17 protein-coding genes are annotated in these 18949 nt (G+C 57.5%); 10 read left to right on the forward strand and 7 right to left on the reverse strand.

What is annotated here, in order from left to right; translation table 11 throughout:
- Window positions 1-4: 4 nt before the first annotated feature.
- A complete protein-coding gene (aglG, locus tag KI388_RS04270; RefSeq protein WP_215088137.1) occupies window positions 5-943 on the forward strand; it encodes a glucosyl-dolichyl phosphate glucuronosyltransferase in 939 nt (312 codons plus the stop codon).
- On the opposite strand, the gene KI388_RS04275 is transcribed toward aglG, so the two are convergent.
- The 4 genes from KI388_RS04275 to KI388_RS04290 all read right to left on the reverse strand — a co-directional run bounded on the left by KI388_RS04275 (window position 944) and on the right by KI388_RS04290 (window position 5159).
- On the reverse strand, window positions 944-2113 hold the full coding sequence (locus KI388_RS04275; RefSeq protein WP_215088138.1) for a glycosyltransferase: 1170 nt from the start codon (window positions 2111-2113) through the stop codon (window positions 944-946). It abuts the gene before it with no gap.
- A 74-nt stretch (window positions 2114-2187) separates the two neighbouring features.
- Entirely contained in the window at window positions 2188-3312 is a 1125-nt protein-coding gene (locus KI388_RS04280; RefSeq protein ID WP_215088139.1) for a glycosyltransferase family 4 protein, read from the reverse strand.
- A complete protein-coding gene (locus tag KI388_RS04285; protein WP_215088140.1) occupies window positions 3312-4118 on the reverse strand; it encodes an FkbM family methyltransferase in 807 nt (268 codons plus the stop codon). Before KI388_RS04285 ends, KI388_RS04280 begins: the two co-directional genes overlap by 1 nt.
- Before the next feature lie 105 nt (window positions 4119-4223).
- Entirely contained in the window at window positions 4224-5159 is a 936-nt protein-coding gene (locus tag KI388_RS04290) for a hypothetical protein (protein WP_215088141.1), read from the reverse strand.
- Window positions 5160-5300: 141 nt separating this feature from the next.
- On the opposite strand from KI388_RS04290, the gene KI388_RS15230 reads away from it, so the two are divergent.
- The 6 genes from KI388_RS15230 (at window position 5301) to KI388_RS04320 (ending at window position 11285) form a co-directional block, all read left to right on the forward strand.
- On the forward strand, window positions 5301-6314 hold the full coding sequence (locus tag KI388_RS15230) for a hypothetical protein (protein ID WP_251133204.1): 1014 nt from the start codon (window positions 5301-5303) through the stop codon (window positions 6312-6314).
- Between the two features lie 79 nt (window positions 6315-6393).
- Window positions 6394-7338: a hypothetical protein gene (locus KI388_RS04300; protein ID WP_251133205.1), complete on the forward strand. Its 945-nt coding sequence runs from the start codon at window positions 6394-6396 to the stop codon at window positions 7336-7338.
- A gap of 136 nt (window positions 7339-7474) precedes the next feature.
- Window positions 7475-8506 (forward strand): glycosyltransferase family 61 protein, encoded by a 1032-nt coding sequence (locus tag KI388_RS04305; RefSeq protein ID WP_215088142.1) that lies wholly within the window; start codon window positions 7475-7477, stop codon window positions 8504-8506.
- A gap of 54 nt (window positions 8507-8560) precedes the next feature.
- Window positions 8561-9502, forward strand: a complete 942-nt coding sequence (locus KI388_RS04310; protein ID WP_251133206.1) for a hypothetical protein — start codon at window positions 8561-8563, stop codon at window positions 9500-9502.
- Window positions 9503-9835: 333 nt separating this feature from the next.
- Window positions 9836-10720 carry an IS1595 family transposase gene (locus tag KI388_RS04315; protein WP_215088143.1) on the forward strand — a complete coding sequence of 295 codons (885 nt, stop codon included), beginning with the start codon at window positions 9836-9838 and terminating at the stop codon, window positions 10718-10720.
- A 172-nt stretch (window positions 10721-10892) separates the two neighbouring features.
- Window positions 10893-11285 carry an acyltransferase gene (locus KI388_RS04320; RefSeq protein WP_215088144.1) on the forward strand — a complete coding sequence of 131 codons (393 nt, stop codon included), beginning with the start codon at window positions 10893-10895 and terminating at the stop codon, window positions 11283-11285.
- Between the two features lie 22 nt (window positions 11286-11307).
- Here KI388_RS04320 and KI388_RS04325 read toward each other — a convergent pair whose 3' ends face one another.
- Window positions 11308-12228 carry a hypothetical protein gene (locus KI388_RS04325; protein WP_251133207.1) on the reverse strand — a complete coding sequence of 307 codons (921 nt, stop codon included), beginning with the start codon at window positions 12226-12228 and terminating at the stop codon, window positions 11308-11310.
- Between the two features lie 111 nt (window positions 12229-12339).
- On the opposite strand from KI388_RS04325, the gene KI388_RS04330 reads away from it, so the two are divergent.
- The 3 genes from KI388_RS04330 (at window position 12340) to aglM (ending at window position 16229) form a co-directional block, all read left to right on the forward strand.
- On the forward strand, window positions 12340-13791 hold the full coding sequence (locus KI388_RS04330) for a flippase (RefSeq protein WP_215088145.1): 1452 nt from the start codon (window positions 12340-12342) through the stop codon (window positions 13789-13791).
- Window positions 13792-13972: 181 nt separating this feature from the next.
- Window positions 13973-14743: a UTP--glucose-1-phosphate uridylyltransferase AglF gene (gene aglF / locus KI388_RS04335; RefSeq protein WP_215088146.1), complete on the forward strand. Its 771-nt coding sequence runs from the start codon at window positions 13973-13975 to the stop codon at window positions 14741-14743.
- 163 nt (window positions 14744-14906) lie between these two features.
- Window positions 14907-16229 carry a UDP-glucose 6-dehydrogenase AglM gene (aglM, locus tag KI388_RS04340; protein ID WP_215088147.1) on the forward strand — a complete coding sequence of 441 codons (1323 nt, stop codon included), beginning with the start codon at window positions 14907-14909 and terminating at the stop codon, window positions 16227-16229.
- Between the two features lie 39 nt (window positions 16230-16268).
- On the opposite strand, the gene glmU is transcribed toward aglM, so the two are convergent.
- Complete coding sequence (glmU, locus tag KI388_RS04345) at window positions 16269-17471, reverse strand: bifunctional sugar-1-phosphate nucleotidylyltransferase/acetyltransferase (protein WP_215088148.1); 1203 nt, start codon at window positions 17469-17471, stop codon at window positions 16269-16271.
- A 121-nt stretch (window positions 17472-17592) separates the two neighbouring features.
- The gene (glmM, locus tag KI388_RS04350; protein ID WP_215088149.1) at window positions 17593-18933 is read right to left on the reverse strand and encodes a phosphoglucosamine mutase; all 1341 of its coding nucleotides are present in this window, start codon (window positions 18931-18933) and stop codon (window positions 17593-17595) included.
- Window positions 18934-18949 lie beyond the last annotated feature (16 nt).

Here is an 18949-nt window from a genome sequence, read left to right on the forward strand (position 1 = left end):
GTCGATGAAGGTCTCCGTCGTCGTCTGTACGTACACGATGGACCGCTACGACGTCTTCACGGAGGCCGTCGAGAGCGCCCTCGCACAGACCTACGACCCGGTCGAGGTCGTGCTCGTGATCGACGGTAACCCCGAGGTGTACGAGCGGGCGGTCGCGGACTTCGGCGACCGTGAGAACGTCGTGATCTCCGATAACGACGAGAATCAGGGGATCTCCTACAGTCGGACGCGGGGCGCGGAGCTGGCGTCCGGAGAGGTCGTCGCGTTCATCGACGACGACGGCGTAGCCGAGGCGGACTGGATCGCGAGCCTCGTCGACGTGTACGAGGAGACGGACGCGATCGCGGCCGGCGGCGACGTACGCCCGAACTGGCAGGGGGAGCGGCCCGATTTCTTCCCCGAGGAGTTCTACTGGCTCGTGGGATGCGTCGAGCCGGACTTCGCCGAGGACGGCGAGGAGGTCCGGAACACGTACGGATCGAACATCTCCTACCGGCGAGCGGCGTTTCTGGAGGTCGGTGGGTACGACCCGAACACGGGTCGGAAGGGCGATAAACACCTACAGGCCCACGAGGCGCCGGTCGGGATTCGGCTGCTGGAGGAGTTCGGACGGGGAATGGTGTACACGGAGGACGCCGTCGTCCATCACACCCTGTTCGAGTACCGCGGGGAGTTCCGGTGGCTGGTGTCGCGATCGTTCTGGCAGGGGTACTCCAAACGCGTGATGGATCTCCTGTATCCTGAGGCGCCCGATGCTAAAGGTGATTACCTGAAGTGGTTGCTGACGGACCGCGTGCCGCGCCGGCTGGAGGGGCTCGTTCGGTCGCCGTCGACCGCGGCGGTGACTCAGCTCGGCGCGATCGGAGCGTTCACCGCGGCCGTCGGGTTGGGGTATCTGTACGCGATGGTAACGCCGGATCTGGTGGAGAAGGCGAACCAGTAGCTATCGGTACTGGTCGTACCAGTCCGGAACCGTTTGGGACCGCTCGACCGCCTCGGTGACCGTATCCTTCATTCTCTCGTGAAACGTCGAAACGGAAAATCGGTCCGCGAACGACGCTATTTCGCCGGGCGACCACTCGACTCCCTCGCTTTCGAACCGCGTGATCGACTCGGCTATCGACCGGCCGTCGGACTCGCGCGAGTGCCGATGCCCGTTCTTCCCCGGAACGACCTGATATCGCGTCATGCCCTCGTCGATCCCCAAAAGCGGCGTTCCGGCGGCGAGCGCCTCGACGGGGGCGATACCGAAATCCTCGTCGCGCCCGTTGAACACGAACGCCTTCGCGCCCGCGAGCAGTTCACGCTTCCGCTCCTCCGAGACGAACCCGGCGAACTCGACGTTCTCTCCCGCCATCCTCTCTAGCGATTCACGCTCGGGACCGTCGCCGGCTACTATCAATCGCTGATCCAGGCCGTCGAACGCTTCGATGATGCCGTCGATGTCCTTGTGCCAGTCGAGACGCGAGAGCGTGAGGTAGTAGTCCCCGGTCTCGGCGTCATCCGGAGAATACGCGGCCGTCTCGACGGGCGGGTACACGACCCGGATGCGCTCCTCGTCGACGCCCCAGTACCGAACGACGCGCCGCTTCACGACCTCGGAGTTGACGACGAACAGGTCCGGTTTGTGCGTGTTGTGGTCGTACGCGACGCGGATCGCGTAGTAGAGGAGCAGCTTCAGCGACGCGAACCGCGCCGACGCGACCTCGTCGATCTGGTCCGACTGTCGCCGGTTCGTGTGGTGGATATACGCCACCCACGTCTGGTCGTCCGGCGGGACGTAGAACAGCGGTTCGTTCCCGCTGGTGACGAGGACGTCGTACTCTCGGAGCGGTTCCGCCACCTGCCAGCCGAGCAGGTGCGCGAACTGTCGCGCGAGGCCGCCGCGTTCCAGCGCGCGCTTGAGAAATCGGCCGTCGATGAGTTGTTCCGCGTCGACGTCGTCGGGTTCGACCGTCGGATCGCGCCAGCCGACGAAGAAGGGAGCGTCTTCGAACACGCGCGAGAGTTCCCAGGCGAGGCGGTCACCGCCGCCGTTCGCGTGTTCGCCCCAGTGGGCGAGGACAAGGTTCGGATCAGACAATTTGGATGAACGCTCTCCTTCGTCACTCATTGCTCACCTTATGACTGTCTGGGTTAATATCGTTCATATCCTATCAAGTAGCGTCGAGCTGTAGCACAGAAACATCAATTGTTTTGGACTCGATCGTACACTCTACCAAACTGCGGGACAACCGTATCGGGGTGGTATCGGTCTCTCACGAATCGCTTATTCTCTGCTCCGATGCGATCCCTATCCTTATCGGCTCGCTCAATACACTCGGCCAGTTCGACTGCGTTTCCGGGTTCGCATAATAGGCTTTCCTGCGGAACGGTTTCGGCAGGACCGCCGATTTCGGTCGCAACGACCGGGAGCCCAGCTTGCATCGCTTCCAATATCGTCCGGCCGAACGGCTCCGGCCAGACACCGGGATGTACGAACACGTCTGCGTTCACGTACGCCTGGGTGACCTGTTCATACGGAACACTACCTGTTAGATCGATTCGATCCCGACCCGAACTCTCGGCCGCGCGCTTTCCGAGGGCGTCTTTCTCGGGTCCGTCGCCGACGATCGTTAGTTCAAACGTTACAGGGAGGTGTTCCATCGCGTCAACGAGGAATCTGACCCCTTTCGAGTCACGAAGATAGCCGACGTAGAGGACCCGAGTTCTCTTCGTATCCCTCTCGTTGCGCTCGGGGATCTCGAAGGAATCGTCCAGCATGTTCGGTATCACCTCGTAATCCATCTCGGCGAACCCGTGATCGCGGTACACTCGCTCGACAGCCCTACTTAGCGGAAGAAAGACGTCGATATTTCGCATCTGATGTTTCAGGCGGGGACGCTCAAGACGGAGCAGAGTCCGTTCGTACGCCTTCCGCTGGATCGATGGTGTAACCCCGATATCTGCCCAGTTGATTAGCGGATACGCGTTGAGAGTCGCAACGGCCGGCGTGTCGAGTCGTCGTGAGAGACGCCCCACCGCGGGATGGAGGTGCATGTTGTAGGCGTGGAACACGTCACAGTCCGGCTCCGCTTCGCGTAACTTTCTGTATGCGATTTCGTTCGGGAGCGTGTAGGGGTACTGAGGGACATCGAAGAGCCGTCGCACCTCTACCCCGCCTACCGTTTCCTCCGTCTCGCCGTCGAACGAGTAGACTGTCACGTCTGCGAGACCCCGCTGCTGGAGCTGTTCCGCGAGGAGTCGAGCGCTGACCTCGCCACCGCCGGCGTGCGTCGGCGGATAACGCGGTGTTACGAGTGCGAGTCGCACTAACTAACCTCCCGTGTTGCATCTACGAAGTAATTTGCCCGTCGGTCACCGAGATATTCAAGTTTGAAACCAAGGTCATCAAGAAGATCTTCAACGGCATCCGCTGATCCAGCAATCTCTTGGATTTTATCAGTGTGTATTTCGCAAAAGATCCGACGACAATCTGATTCAGCCAATGTTTTTTTGAACCCCTTTAGCGCGAGATACTCCGCGCCTTCAATATCGATTTTACAGATGTCTGGAGGTTTGATCTCTTGGTCTTCTATGAGGTCATCAGCACGCCGTGTCTCGATCTCGAGTGTCCCATCACTCTCTGAGAATTGATGGCCTGTCTGTCCGCGTACCGACATACTGGTAGATCCATTTCTATCTGACAACGCAATTTTGAATAGTTTAGCGTTGACATCGTTTCGATCGACGTTTCGCTTCAGTATCTCGAACGTTTCGGGTATTGGTTCAAAAGCGCTAACGTTCCCTGAATCTAACTGACTGGCGACCAAGCAAGTATATATCCCGACATTTGCTCCGATATCATAAAACACGTCATCTTGTCTGACAGATGATAATATTCGTCGTATGAGCTTTTCCTCAGATCTGATATCATCAACGAAATCGTGCTTTCCTAGCCGTCGACGAGACATGTTAAACTCCGCGCTTGCGGGTCTAACCGAGTATCGTTTATACTGTGGCTTTACTTGTTGATATACTGGATCAATGTATCCAAGTGCCTTCCTTTTACCACCAGTAATGAGTGCCTCGATACCTTCCTCCTGAAATAACTGATATGCGCGATGAGGTAGGCTCATAAGTTAAATAAAGCTATTCGCTGTATCATAAGTAGTTACTGCTTTGAGCGAAAAATTACAAATTGTTGATCGGTTCGTATTGACTTTTTGAACTATTTAACCTTATTATTTATAACCAAGCGAACGTAACCTTTCCTCAACGACCTCGGATCCCCCACGATCAAATGTAATGGGAGGATCACTCTTCACTTCACGGCGCTCATCTGCTGGTATCTCTAGCCATGGAACTCGATACAAGATCTCATTCCGAATGTACTCATCGGAGTGGCCGAATTTGGGTTTGGTGGCTGGGATGATCTTCTCACCCAACATTTCTCCATGATCAGCAGAAACCACCGTCTTTCCAGATAGGCTATTGATCAATGTCTCTACCTGTTCTAAAACGATATCAAGCGTCTCTTCATAGGCTTTTCGAGCCTTTCTTATCGAGATCTCGCCGTTTTCGATCAGCGTTGAAAAAGAAGCAGTATCCGATGTTTCATTACCGTACGCGAGATTTCGATTAAAACCGCTAATATTGTGGTCTTGCTGTAGTTCCTTTGCGGTCTCTCCAAGGTAAGGACGGTGTGGTTGCATGAAGTGAACGATTAGCCGCTTATCAGGAAACTCCTCATACGCATCTAAGGCAGCGTCAACCACTTGTTCCGGAAGTACCGTTTCGTGCTCCTCATCCCAAGCGTTAAGATATAAGGGATCGATAGCGTGGAAAAGGTCGTCAGAGAGCTTTCCAGTATGAGGATTTCCAGTTACATACACAGTATCGTGGAATTCCTGGCCGACAAAATTACCCTGCATAAACTCCCAGCTTGACCCTCCATGAGAGATAACTGATGAGAGGTCACCGCGGATCTCGTTATGTTTCTCAAAATAGTCGAATCGACACGCGTCAACGACGATCAAGTTGTCCCAGTCCTTTTTCATTACGTCAATAGCATTGCCCGAGTACTTTAGGTCGAACAGTAATCTTTGGATTTCCCAGCCGATATATCCTGGATTATTAAACAGCTTTTTTAAATTCCCAATTGTGTAGCGCTCTAGCATCTGTTGATGATAACTGGAGAATTAAAGCGGGAAAATCTTATGTTGTTATCCTCATTTAATGTAGGGTTTGTATGTTTTGAGGACATCATGAACAGATAGAGCGACCGGCGCGCTTTTATAAATATGGTATCTAAACAAAATATGACCAGTCATGAACTCACACTTGAGAATATAAAAAAGGGGATCAAGAACCCGACACGCGTTCTGGACGAAATCATTCTTGACTATTTATACCGAACTCCTATGGTTGGTTTAAACAGCATTCGAACATTTGGAACGAATGTTTTTGATCAAGAGTGGGATGTTCTAGTTGTGTTAGACACTGCGCGTGTTGACGCACTCCAACTGGTTTCAGACGAGTACGATTTTATTCAAGAGGTAGGAAGTATATGGTCTGTTGGAGGTGCATCTGCGGAGTGGCTCGCACGGACGTTTGACGAGTCACACGAGAAAGAGATTCAGAACACGGCCTTCTTGTCGGCACAGAGCCACGTTCAGGAAATTCTTGACAGTAAAATACAATATTCTGGAGAAAACAGGCCACTTCCACTCAAGACACTAAGATTAATGCCGACAGTTGACATTGATGATCTTGGAAAGGCCGAATATCTGTTTAATTTTGAGACGATTGGTGAGGAAGGTCCCTTCGGTCACATAGAGGGAAACACCCCTCCAGAATACGTAACGGACCGAGGAATCGCTGTCGGGAGAGAACAAGACTTTGACCGCCTAATTCTTCAGTATCATCAGCCGCATACACCTTGGTTCTCGCAAGCGCTAAGCGAGGGCCGCGAACTTGAATATCATGAGTACGACTGGTGGAACTACTACTACGAGACGGGCGATACTGACAGTATCTGGGAGGCATATATAAGTGACCTCCGCTACGTGCTAGATGATATTGAGACATTACTTGATAATCTGAATGCTGAAAAAGTTGTTATTACCGCAGATCATGGAGAAAGCTTTGGAGAGTACGGTATTCTCGGTCACAAACTCGGAAGTCTTCATCCACAGATCCGCAAGGTCCCTTGGGTCGTGACAACTGCTGAGGATAAAGAGACCTACGAACCAACAGTTGCGGAACCTGATAACGAAAAAATGTCGAGAGATGAACTAAATAGCCAACTGAAAGCACTTGGATACAAGGTATAATTACTACAAAATAGCACGAAGCAATCATCCGCTCTGATAAAACCGTAGCATTATTACTCTGACCCGACTACCATGTGTCATGCGCCACCATCTCCGCAAAGCGCGACAGATATATGACAGCGGGGGCGCGCTGGAGACCGCAAAGAGTGCGGTTCGGTATCTCCCTATCGAAGCGAATAACCTTCTATTTGGTCTGCGTCACGGAAATGGTACGCGAGTTATGAATGAGGACTGGGATAATCTGTTAATCCTTGATGCGTGCCGGTACGAGATGTTTGCTGACCGAATTGAGTTGGATGGATCGCTTGAATCCCGAATTTCTCTCGGTTCTAGTAGCGAAGAGTTCATGGAACAAAACTTCCTCAATAGTCAATTTTATGACACAGTCTATATTAGTGCGAATCCTTTCATTCCTCGCTTAAATCTTGATGAGAATACATTTCACGCCGTCGTCAACTGTCTAGAAGAGTGGGACGAGAAGCTACAGACTATTCGTCCAGATGTCGTCTCGCAGGCGGCCCGTGACGCACATGATAAATACCCCAACAAGCGCCTTATCGTCCACTACATGCAGCCTCACGCCCCATTCATCGGTGAAAAAGGCCGGACGATGATCGGTGGAGGGTGGACAATGGACGATAATGATACGGGCGAGCCTGGAATCTGGAACCAACTCCGAGACGGGCAAAATGTGCCCCTCGAATTGGTGTGGGAAGCATATAACGAGAATCTTGACCTGGTATTATCAGAAGTTGAGTCGCTACTTGACGATGTCAACGGCAAGTCTGTAATAACCTCCGACCACGGCAACCTCGTTGGCGAGCGACTTGGACCGATTCCGACCCGTCGAAAATACGGCCACCCATACGGCGTCCACACAGAGGAACTCGTAAAGGTACCGTGGTTTATTACCGATAGAGAAACACGAAGAGATATCCAAGCAGATCCACCCATTGAAAATGAGGGCAACACTCTCTCCGAGACTGAATTAGAGGATAGATTGGAAGCACTTGGCTACCGATGAGAAAAGGAATAAGACGGCGATGATATCGAGTGAATTTTCGTACAATAAGCTAAAGCGGAAACTACGTGAAGATGGTTTTAGACGGACACTCGTCGCAGCCAGCGACCTATTAACAAGGAAACGACTCGGCCGTGCCGTGTTCGATCCGCTCGTACAGAGAGAACTCATTGAGACGACCTCTAGGGATGAGTTACGAGCGAATGCCAACCAAGTGGTTCCAGTTCCGACGCCGCAGAACGACCCCGCGGAACCGTTCGTCGCGCTCGTCGGAACCGGCCGAATCCTTTCCGAGACCGGGTTAGCGCTAACTGATCGCTTCGGAATCATTGAGGAGAGTGCCGCTGAACCGGAGCAGGCACAGCAGGCGATGATGGCGATGCTTTCACGTGAACTGTTCTACGGACATATTCCGTTCAGGGAACTATTCGGGAGGAGTCGATCGCCTCGCGATACGTCGGTGACACTTGATACCGTTGCGCCGCTCGTGCCGCGTTATCGGAACTACTACCATTGGATGGTCGAGACGGTTCCGAAGATCCGGTACCTACGAGCGTTCGAGAGCCCGACCCAGCAAAAGGTGACACTCCTCGTTCCGAGCAATGTGCCCCCCTTCATCGAGGAGACGCTTCGCTTACTCTCCTGGCCACAGTCAAAAGTCGCCTACGCAACTGAGTCAACATATCTCATTCGAGACCTCGTGATCCCGTCTTACCCTGAGCGACACCCCTCAGACTTTGAGTGGATTCGACGAGACATCGTTGAATCTGTATTATCGGAATCAGAGCCGCTTGAAGAGAGTAACGTGTATGTATCGCGTTCGGACGCTATCGAACGCAGAGTGCTTAATGAAGAGGAAGTAATGGGTGTTCTGTCTGACTACGGATTTAAACGATACCACCTAGAGAACCGATCACTTGCCGAAAATGTTCGGTTGTTCAACCAAGCAGATATCGTCGTCGGCCCACACGGTGCCGGACTCACCGACATAATCTTCGCTGAGGACTGTACGCTAATTGAACTGTTTGGGGATAAAGTCAAGCAGCCGTATGAGTTGCTTGCTGAGACGCTTGAAATTGAATATGAACCGATGTATTGTCGAGCCGACGGAGCAGACATCATCGTCGATACGGAAAAACTAGAGAACAGGATCTCCACACTGGTGAAGTAATATTTTAGCTATGAGTTCAGAACGTTCATATCGACCGGTAAGATACACTCGGCCATGAGAAACCACTTTACTATTGAGAACCTCCGCAGGGCTCTTCGAAACCCACGCCTGTTCCGGCGAGAAATCCATCGGATCCTAAGCCTCCCGTTTAATATGTCGTACGGATACTACGTGGACCGACAAACGACAGCCATCGATGTCATGTCGGAAGACTGGGACAATCTATTTATTCTAGACGCCTGTCGGGCAGACTACTTCGAAGCTCAACACGACTTCGAGGGGTCCGCGGAACGCGTGACTGCTCCTGGAAAAATGAGCTGGGAGTTCATGCAGGAAACGTTCCTCGGGAAACAGTTCCATGATACCATCTACATCACAAGCAATCCGTTTGCGACTCGACTTCCCGAAGACACGTTCTTCAAAACAGAGTACCTTATTGACGAGTGGGACGACGAAATAGGCACGATTCATCCTGAAGACGTTATCGCTGCGGGGATAGCTGCACATCAGGAGTACCCAAATAAACGTCTCATTCTTCATTTCATGCAGCCTCACCGACCCTATCTCGGGCCGACAGCGGATCGACTCCGTGAGCGCGTGAATCTGAAGGGGTACCGCAGCGAAGGCGAAGGCCTCCAGATCTGGGGAGCAGCGAAGGAAAAGTTGGTTACCGTCGAAGAAGTACGTCAGGCGTACTCGGAATCACTAGATATTGTTCTGGATGTTGTGAAAGATGCCATTAAACAATTTGATGGAAAGACGATCCTCACCGCGGATCACGGAGAGATGCTGGGTGAGCGGGTATTCCCATTCACGTCGCGGGTTTGGGGACACTCAGAGGGATTCAGTACACCGACGCTTCGAAAAGTACCATGGCTGGAAGTTCATACTGAGAATCGACGCGATATAACTGAGTCTTACCCGGAAGATGTCGACGATACACTTGATGATGAAACGGTTGAAGATCGTCTTGAGGCACTCGGCTATACAGAATAGTTGTAATGTTATCAGTATCAGTTTGTCGGCGGTCGCTGTTTGCCTACGGATGTAGCTTACTTAATGGAGCGATTCGTGGATCAAAACACTGGGTAGTAGTGATTGAGTGAGATACAATGCGCAATAGGTTCAGACAGATACGAGATATTGGATTCTGTGGAGCGGTCAAGTCCGTCTACAATTCCCTTCGATACACCGGTACTGTTTCGTCACTCGTGGTTACATCTCCAGTGATAACTATTACGCTCTTCTGTAGGAGATTGTTGATACTGCTGAGCTGTCGCTATCGAGTCGAAGAGGACAAGGACACCGCGTCAGCGGTGTCCGACACGAATGATTCCGCTAGATGTGTTTGGATCGGAATCGGTCGCAGCGGACCTGCTCCAACAGGTTCGCTGGCGTGACGGCGTTTCTTGTCCTCGCTGCCGTTCTGACCGAACGGTCAGAAACGGCAGCTACGGGCACTTTCAGCGGTATCTGTGTAAGGATTGCGGCCGCACGTTCAACGATAAAACCGGCACGATCTTCGCTCATTCGAAGATCGCGCTCCGCAAGTGGCTGTTTTCGATCTACGCGTTTTTGCGGTTTAACACGACTCTCAGGCAGTTACAGTGCGAAATCGAGGTCACCTACAAAACGATCCACAGGCGTGTCGAGCGCTTCGCCGAAGCGCTCGACGCGCCGTCACTCGAGCTCGTCGGACCAGTCGAAATTGACGAGTTCTACGTCTCAGCCGGCTTGAAAGGCCGCGAGCGCGACCGCTGGTCGCGCTCTCGCGGTCTCTGTCGACGCGGGCGCGGGACGTATGAGCAAGACAAACCGCCCGTGTTCGTACTCGTGGATCGCGGCACCGATCAGCGGTACGTTGTGCCAGCGAAATCCGCAGACGAATCGACGATTCGGCTCCTGCTGGCTGACCGCCAGCAGGAGCCTCTCACCGTCTATACCGACGGATTTTGCGCGTACGATCCGCTTACAGAAGACGAAACATTCGACCGCGAATACGTCGTTCACGGAGACGGTGAGTACGCCGATGAGACGGTTCACGTGAACACGTGCGAGAGCCACGCGTCGCTGGCGCGACGGTGGCTCTCGCCGCATCGAGGCATCTCAAAAGATCGTCTCACACAGTATTTCCGCGCGTTCCAACTCAGACGAGAACTCTACCGCAAACCTGGACGAGAAGCGCTCAAACATGCCGTCAAAGCCACTCTCTGAAATCAACAATGTGCTACACAAGAGCGTAACTATTATTTCACCAGAAACCACGTTTGACTTGAATGGTCGGTTCACCATAGGTACCGGACGACGGGATGCAACTCATCCTCGGATCGCTCGCTCCAAATTTTCTACGACCGATACAGCATTAATTTCGCATACTGGAGATGACATGGGTATCATAGGGCCTGCGTCGATTCTCCATGTTGAAGGCAATTTTTCAATCGGGGATTCATACGTTAACTCACACGCGCGAATCCTATGTGGTGATGAGATCACTATTGGTGATGATGTAGCCATCGCGTGGAATGTAGAAATTCTGGACGATGATCGACATGAGATATCTATAGGTGGGACAACAAGCGAGCAGACTGCTCCAATTACTATTGAAGACGATGTTTGGATCGGCCATGATGTGTCTATTCACAAGGGAGTGACAATCCACGAAGGAAGTGTTGTGGCTAGCGATAGTGTGGTGACGTCTGATGTGCCATCAAATACCTTAGCTGCCGGGACGCCGGCTGAGGTTATTCGTGAAAATGTTTCGTGGGGCGGATCTGAGTAAATTGACCCAGTCTGTTCGAAAATCAGCGGTATCCGAGTGACTCAAGCCGCTCTGTGACTAATTCATCTGAGTAGTCTTTGAATTTTGTCGGGGTCTCCTCGGTAATTGTGCGTCGGCTACCCATTTCTAATACAAACCAAGGTACCTTGACGAGTTCTGGAGAATACACTCCCCAAGGATGTCCGAACATACGCTTCGTTGGGACGGGACCTTGCTGTTCATTAACCATATTTCCGTGATCCGCGGAAATAACAACCTTACCGTCGATGTTGTTGAGAAGATGTGATACGTATTCGAATGCTATATCGAGATTCTCGTTGTAGCCTTCCCAGAGTTCATCAATACTAATTGGCCGTAGACCGTTCCGGAACGGAATCCACGCGTTCCGTTGGCCAATCTGCTTGCGTAGTTCCAATCCCCGTTCTCCGATGAATGGGAGATGGGGCTGCATATAGTGGACGATGACGCGCTTGTTAGGGTATTCCTCATGGACCCCGCGTGCGGCTTCAGTGACCGTCTCGGGATGTGCAATTTCGAGATCCTCATCCCATTCATCTAGTAGATCAACAACGGCATGGAAAGTCCCGTCCTCGTTGAGACCTAATTTTGAAAAGTACACATTCGCGTTCACGTAGACGGTGTCGTGATACTGTCTATCCTCGAAGTTCTGCCGGAGAAATTCCTCGCTCGTGGAGCCGAGCGAAATTCGGGACTTGAGGTCACCGTCGAACGGTACCCGCTCGGCGAACATGTCGTACCGACAGGCGTCGAGGAGAATGAGCGTATCCCAGTCTTCGTCCATGACCCGCGTCCCTTCGCCGTGACGGAGGCGGAATATCGCGTTGTTCACCTCTATCGGAGCGTAGGTAGCCGCAGTCCGAACGAGATCGGCGAGCCCTCGATCGCTGTAAACGTGTTTGGCCCGCGCAAGATGATGTTTCATGCTCGGGCAGAACCACGCCTCGGATAAGTATATCGTGGATTTGCGGACTGAATCGGTGGAGTAAAGGATTCCATTGGCCCATTGGAGATACGTGGAGCTGTCGTTAGCGACATGAGACTCGGACAAACTTCCGTCGTACACTTTACATCCAGCTTCCTCGCGTCCGTGCTGGGATTCGCGTCGACGGTCTATATCGCGAGAATTCTCGGAGCGGAGCCGCTCGGCGTATATAATCTCGCAATCGGATTAGTGTCGTGGCTGGCTATCGTCGGTAAAGTCGGATTCTCGAGGGCAATCTCGAAGCGGGTCTCAGAAGGCGACGAACAGGGCGAATACGCCGTCGCTGGGGCAACTGTCATTCTCGGGCTATTCATAGTCGTCGCCGTCGGGATAGCTCTGTTCCGCGGGCGTGTCGACGCGTACATCGGATATCCAGCGGCGGGCTACGTAATACTGATTCTGCTTGCCGTTCTCCTCAACGGGCTCGTAAACTCGCTGCTGATCGGGTTCCATCTGGTACACGTAAGCGGAGTACTATCACCGATCAGGACGGGAGGACGCGCGCTCGCACAAGTCACGCTAATTGTTGCCGGCGCGAGTACCGCGGCACTATTCGTCGGCCATATCCTCGGCTTCGTCGCCGTAATCGCGATCGGGTCCTATTTCGTTTTGAGAGAAGCGCCGTCACTCGAGCGTCCGAACCAAGAACACTTCGAAGCGTTAGTCGATTTCGCGAAGTTCTCTTGGCTCGGAAACCTCCAGTCGAGGATGTTCAGTTACACCGATATCGTCGTCTTGGGTTTCTTCGTTTCCTCCGGTTTGATAGGGGTGTACGCGGTCGCCTGGAACATCTCGCAGTTCCTCATCCTCTTCAGCGGAACGCTCCGGTCGACGCTCTTCCCGGAAATGAGCGAAATCTCCGCTCAAGAGGATCCGCAGGCCGTTTCCCGCATCGTCGAGCAGTCACTCACCTTTGGCGGTCTCTTTCTGATTCCCGGGCTGTTCGGAGGCGTCTTACTGGGAGAGCGGATTCTCCGTATTTACGGCCCTGAGTTCCCACAGGGTACTGTAGTCCTGAGTATCCTCATCGTCGCCAACCTCTTTATGGGGTATCAGAATCAGTTGCTAAACACGCTCAACGCTGTCGATCGACCGGACTTGGCGTTTCGAGTGAACGTCGTGTTCGTTGCGGCTAACCTCGTACTCAACGTCGTGCTGATTTATACGTACAATTGGGTAGGTGCGGCCGTTGCGACCGCGATCTCCGTCGCAGTCAGTCTCGCACTCGCGTACCACCACGTCGACGCGCTTATTGACTTCAAAACGCCAGTCGGTGAGATTGCCAAGCAGTGGCTGGCAGGCGGTGTGATGGCTGCCGTCGTGTACGGCGGCCTCTGGACGGAACGAACCTACCGAGTTATCGGACATAACTTCGCGCTCGTCCTACTACTGGTCCTCTTGGGAGCGGCTGTCTACTTTGTCGTCTTACTCGGGCTCTCCCGAGAGTTTCGGCGCACCGTCAGTCGGAACTTACCTGCGGATATCACATTTAACCCGCGGTGACGAATACACGGGATTTCACGAAATCGTGACCGTCATATCGTCGGTCAATTCCGCCTCAAGAGACACACAAGCCGAAGATCAGAACGCGGAACACGGTCGCTCGCTACCGGCCCCGCTACCGTGACGGGAACCGGTCTGTCCGGTAACAAAGTATTTCCCACCCCACCGGTATCGCCTACTTATGCAAGCAGTCGTACTCGCCGCGGGCAAAGGCACACGCCTCCGACCGCTCACAGACGACAAGCCGAAGGTGCTCGTTGAGGTCAACGGCACGCCGCTCATCGAAGATGTCTTCGACAATCTGATCGACGCCGGGGCGACCGAACTCATCGTCGTCGTCGGCTACAAGGCCGAACAGATCATCGACCGCTACGGTGACGAGTACCGCGACGTACCGATCACGTACACGCACCAGCGCGAGCAACTCGGCCTCGCTCACGCCATCCTTCAGGCGGAACCCCACGTCGACGGCGACTTCATGCTGATGCTCGGCGACAACGTCTTCCGCGGCAATCTCCCCGACGTAACCAACCGCCAACGAGAGGACCGCGCCGACGCCGCGTTCCTCGTTGAGGAAGTCCCCTACGAGGAGGCCTCTCGCTACGGCGTCTTGGACACCAACGAGTACGGCGAGGTCGTCGAGGTCGTCGAGAAGCCCGACGACCCGCCGAGCAACCTCGTCATGACGGGCTTCTACACGTTCACCCCCGCCATCTTCCACGCGTGCCACCTCGTTCAGCCCTCGGACCGCGGCGAGTACGAGCTCCCCGACGCGATCGATCTCCTCATCCAGTCGGGCCGCACCATCGACGCGATCCGACTCGACGGCTGGCGTATCGACGTCGGGTATCCCGAAGACCGTGACCGGGCTGAGGAGCGACTCGACGAACTGAAGGCCGAAGCCGAAACGGACGATGACACGGACGCCGAAGAGGCGACGGTCGATAGCTAAGCGTAACCAACCCACATAGCGGATCTGTTTCGTTCCTAGACCCGGCCTCATTTTCGAAGTTCCGCAGCGTTGCGCGCGCTCCCCTTCGATTGACTCCTCATCACAAAATCACACGTACTCCGATCGAACCCTTTTATCATCGACTCTCGAAGGGGTAGTCAAGATGAACGTCTCCATCATCGGCAGCGGCTACGTCGGCACGACCGTCGCCGCCTGCTTCGCGGACCTCGGCCACGACGTCGTCAACGTCGACGTCGACGAGTCGGTCGTCGAGACGATCAACGCCGGCGAGGCGCCGATCCACGAGGAGGGCCTCTCGGAGCTCATCGCCGCCCACGCCGGGCCGGACGGCACCGGCCGCCTCCGGGCGACCACCGACTACGCGGCCGTCCTCGACACCGAAGTCACGTTCCTCTGTCTACCGACGCCCCAGAACGACGACGGCAGCATCGACCTGTCGATCATGGAGGCGGGCGCGAGCCAACTGGGCCAGACGCTGGCCGACAAAGACGACTGGCACACGGTCGTCGTCAAGAGCACGGTCGTCCCCGGCTCGACGGCGGACACCATCACGCCAATCTTAGAACGCGAGAGCGGCAAGACCGCCGGCGAGGCGTTCGGCGTCGGGATGAATCCCGAGTTCCTCCGCGAGGGAACGGCGGTCCACGACTTCCTGAACCCGGACAAGGTCGTCCTCGGCGCGGACGACGACCGCGCGCTCGAGGACATGCGCGCGGTGTTCGACCCGCTCGTCGAGGCGGCCGACGCGCCGGTCGTCGAGACGGACACGCGCACCGCCGAGATGATCAAGTACGCCAACAACGGCTTCCTCGCGGCGAAGGTCAGCCTCATCAACGACATCGGGAACATCTGCAAGGAGCTCGGCGTCGACGCCTACGAGGTGGCCGACGCGATCGGCCTCGACGACCGAATCAGCGAGCAGTTCCTCCAGAGCGGCGTGGGGTGGGGAGGCTCATGTTTCCCGAAGGACGTCGCCGCGATCATCGCGGCCGCGGAGGAGACCGGCTACGACCCGGCGGTGCTCAACGCGGCGACCGAGGTCAACGACCGCCAGCCGGAGCGGCTCGTCGCCCTCCTCGCGGACCACCTCGACGAGCGCCGCGACCGCGGGTTCGACGGCGCGACCATCGCCATCCTCGGCCTCGCGTTCAAGCCCGGCACCGACGACATGCGGAACTCACGCGCGATCCCGGTAATCGACGACCTCCAAGCACGCGGCGCGACGGTTACTGCGTACGACCCAGTTGCGGCCGACAACGCGCCGAACTACGTCGACGACGTGACGTACGCCGACTCGGCCGCGGCGGCGCTCGACGGCGCCGACGGCGCGGTCGTCGTCACCGACTGGGACGAGTTCGCCGCGCTCGACGCGGAGTTCGACGCGATGGCGACCCCGGTCGTCGTCGACGGCCGACGCATTATCGAGCGCCGCGACGGGATCACCTACGAAGGGTTGACCTGGTAGGGATCTCCTGTGGTCGGGCCGGCCGGGGGAGCGGTCCGCTCAGCGCCGGTCGCGCGTCAGCACCTCTCCGGGCCCCGTCGTCTCGCCGGCGCCCAGCACGACGCCGGCGTTCAGCGAGGTGTTGATCCCGGTCTTCCCCTCGTCGCCGACGATAGCGCCCAGCTTCCGGCGCCCGGTGTCGACGCGGTCGTCCTTGACGGTCAGCCGGACGTTCTCGTCGTCGTGTCGGAGGTTCGCGACGTTCGTCCCCGCGCCGAAGTTGACGTCGCGGCCCAGTACTGAGTCGCCCACGTACGAGAGGTGACCGACCGACGCGTCGGCCATCAGCACCGAGTTCTTCACCTCGACCGAGTGGCCGACGCGGACGCCGGGGCCCACGACGGTCGAGCCGCGGACGTAGGCGTTCGGTCCCACGTCGGCGCCCTCGCGGATTAGTGCCGGTCCCTCGATATAGGCGCCCGACCGGACCCGGGCGCCTTCTTCGACGACGACCGACCCGCCGAGGTGGACGTCCTCTTCGACGGTGCCGGCGATCTCGGTCCCGTCGTCGAGTTCCGCGAGCGCCAGCTCGTTCGCCTCCAGCAGCTCCCACGGGCGCCCCACGTCGAGCCACGTGCCGTCGTAGGTGGCCACGTCGATCCGCCGGCCGTCGCCCAGCAGGAGGTCGATCGTCGTCGTGATCTCGTACTCGCCGCGCTCGCTTTCGGGCGTGCGGTCGATGTACTCGAACACCTCCGGCTCGAACGCGTAGCAGCCGACGTTCGCGAGGTTCGTCGGCGGGTCCGCCGGCTTCTCGACGACGGCCGCCAGCGAGCCGTCTTCGGCGGTCGAGAGCACGCCGTACGCCCGCGGGTCCGGAACTTCGGTGGCAGCTATCGCCGGTGCGCCAGCGTCGGCCAGCGCGCGCGGGAGCGACGGGTCGACGACCACGTCGCCGTTGAGAACGAGGAAGTCGTCGTCGACGACCGGCGCGGCCTGCGCGACGGCGTGGGCGGTCCCCAGCGCCTCCGCCTGCTCGACGTAGTGGACCGGGCGGTCGCGGTACGACGCGCCGATCGCCTCCCGGATCGCGTCTCCGCGGTAGCCCGTCACGACGACGAACTCGTCGACGACGTCGCGGGCGGCGTCGAACACGCGTTCGAGCAGCGAGCGGTCCCCGACCGGGAGGAGCGGTTTCGGGCGGCGGTCCGTCAGCGGTCGCATCCGAGTCCCGCGGCCGGCCGCGAGCACGACTCCGTACATGTGAGAAGTCGACGCAGGGACAGGGTTTAGCCGCTGTGGTCGGTGGCGGTCGTCAGTCGCGATCTGCGGCGGTCGTCAGTCGCGATCTGCGGCGGTCGTCAGTCGCGATCTGCGGCGGTCGTCAGTCATGATCTGCGGCGGCCCGATCAATGAGGTCTCGCGCCCTCTCGAACAGGTCGGTGGCGTCGTCCTCGTCGCGCGCCTCCGCCGTGATCCGCACCAGCGGCTCGGTGCCGCTGGCGCGCACGAGGAACCAGCCCGCGTCCGTCTCGGCGCGGATCCCGTCGAGCGTCGAGACGTCGTCGAACGCCTCGTCCGCGAGCGCCGCGACGCGGTTGACGATCGCTCGCTTCGAGTCGGTCCGCACCGAGTCGCGGCGGATCGGGTACTCGGGGAGGTCGTCGACGAGCGCGGCGAGCGACCCCTCGGCGCCGACCAGCGCGGTCAGGACGCAGGCCGCGAGCGGGCCGTCGGGACAGGGCGTCCGGTCCGGCCAGATCCACGCGCCGCTTGGCTCGCCGCCGAAGGCGACGCCCGGCTTCGCCGCCTCCGCGGCGACGTACGCGTCCCCGACTGGCGTGTACGTCACCGCGGCGTCGACGGCGGCGAGCGCGTCCGCGACGAGGAGGCTCGTGTCGACCGGGACCGCCACGCGGTCGCCCGGCTCGGCCTCGTGCCGGGCGAACAAGGCGAGCAGCGCGTCGCCGGCGACGAACCGGCCGCGCTCGTCTATCGCCATCATCCGGTCCGCGTCGCCGTCGTGGACGACGCCGAGGTCGGCGTCGGTGGCCGCGACGACCTCGCAGGCGGTCTCGCAGTTCGCCGCGGTCGGCTCGCTCGGACGCCCGGGGAACCGCCCGTCGCGCTGCGCGTTGAGCGTCTCCACGTCGCAGCCGGCCGCGTGGAGCGCGTCGGCGGTGACGCGCCCGACGCCGTTACCGAGGTCGACGACGACGGAGATCTCCTCGGTGATCGCGACCGACTCGCGGAGCGCGCGCTCGTGGCTCCGGCGCGCGTCGCCGTCGGTCGCCGCCTCGGCGTCTCGGCGCTTCCCGATCGCGTCGTGACCGGCGAACTCGAACGACTCCGACGCGACGATTGCGGCGATCCGCTCGTTGCGCTCCTCCTCGAACGCCCGTCCCGACGCGGTCCAGAGCTTCAGCCCGTTGTCGGGCGCCGGGTTGTGCGAGGCCGTGACGACGACGCCGGCGTCCGCGTCCGTCCGGGCGACCGCTCGCGCCACCGTGGGCGTCGCCTCGACGCCGACGTCGACGGCGTCCGCCCCGCACTCGGTGAGCCCCGCGGTCAGCGCTCGGGAGAGCATCGGGCCGCTGTCGCGCGCGTCGCGGCCGACGACGACCGTCTCCGCGCCGTCCGTCGCGAGCGCGCGGCCGACGTCGAGCGCGAGGCCGGCCGTGACCGCCTCGCCGACGGGACCGCGAACGCCGCTGGTTCCGAACATACCGCGGCTTCTCAGC

Origin of the sequence: Halorubrum sp. 2020YC2, assembly GCF_018623055.1 — an archaeon.
Classification (GTDB): domain Archaea; phylum Halobacteriota; class Halobacteria; order Halobacteriales; family Haloferacaceae; genus Halorubrum.

Excerpts from the sequence above, each read along its gene's own strand:
- aglF (WP_215088146.1), top strand. The coding sequence starts at position 13,973 with ATGCAAGCAGTCGTACTCGCCGCGGGCAAAGGCACACGCCTCCGACCG.
- KI388_RS04275 (WP_215088138.1), bottom strand. The coding sequence starts at position 2,113 with ATGAGTGACGAAGGAGAGCGTTCATCCAAATTGTCTGATCCGAACCTT.
- KI388_RS04310 (WP_251133206.1), top strand. The coding sequence starts at position 8,561 with ATGAGAAACCACTTTACTATTGAGAACCTCCGCAGGGCTCTTCGAAAC.
- glmU (WP_215088148.1), bottom strand. The coding sequence starts at position 17,471 with ATGTACGGAGTCGTGCTCGCGGCCGGCCGCGGGACTCGGATGCGACCG.
- aglG (WP_215088137.1), top strand. The coding sequence starts at position 5 with ATGAAGGTCTCCGTCGTCGTCTGTACGTACACGATGGACCGCTACGAC.
- KI388_RS04325 (WP_251133207.1), bottom strand. The coding sequence starts at position 12,228 with ATGAAACATCATCTTGCGCGGGCCAAACACGTTTACAGCGATCGAGGG.
- KI388_RS04290 (WP_215088141.1), bottom strand. The coding sequence starts at position 5,159 with ATGCTAGAGCGCTACACAATTGGGAATTTAAAAAAGCTGTTTAATAAT.
- KI388_RS04320 (WP_215088144.1), top strand. The coding sequence starts at position 10,893 with ATGGGTATCATAGGGCCTGCGTCGATTCTCCATGTTGAAGGCAATTTT.
- KI388_RS04300 (WP_251133205.1), top strand. The coding sequence starts at position 6,394 with ATGCGCCACCATCTCCGCAAAGCGCGACAGATATATGACAGCGGGGGC.
- KI388_RS04315 (WP_215088143.1), top strand. The coding sequence starts at position 9,836 with ATGATTCCGCTAGATGTGTTTGGATCGGAATCGGTCGCAGCGGACCTG.
- aglM (WP_215088147.1), top strand. The coding sequence starts at position 14,907 with ATGAACGTCTCCATCATCGGCAGCGGCTACGTCGGCACGACCGTCGCC.
- glmM (WP_215088149.1), bottom strand. The coding sequence starts at position 18,933 with ATGTTCGGAACCAGCGGCGTTCGCGGTCCCGTCGGCGAGGCGGTCACG.
- KI388_RS04330 (WP_215088145.1), top strand. The coding sequence starts at position 12,340 with ATGAGACTCGGACAAACTTCCGTCGTACACTTTACATCCAGCTTCCTC.
- KI388_RS04285 (WP_215088140.1), bottom strand. The coding sequence starts at position 4,118 with ATGAGCCTACCTCATCGCGCATATCAGTTATTTCAGGAGGAAGGTATC.
- KI388_RS15230 (WP_251133204.1), top strand. The coding sequence starts at position 5,301 with ATGACCAGTCATGAACTCACACTTGAGAATATAAAAAAGGGGATCAAG.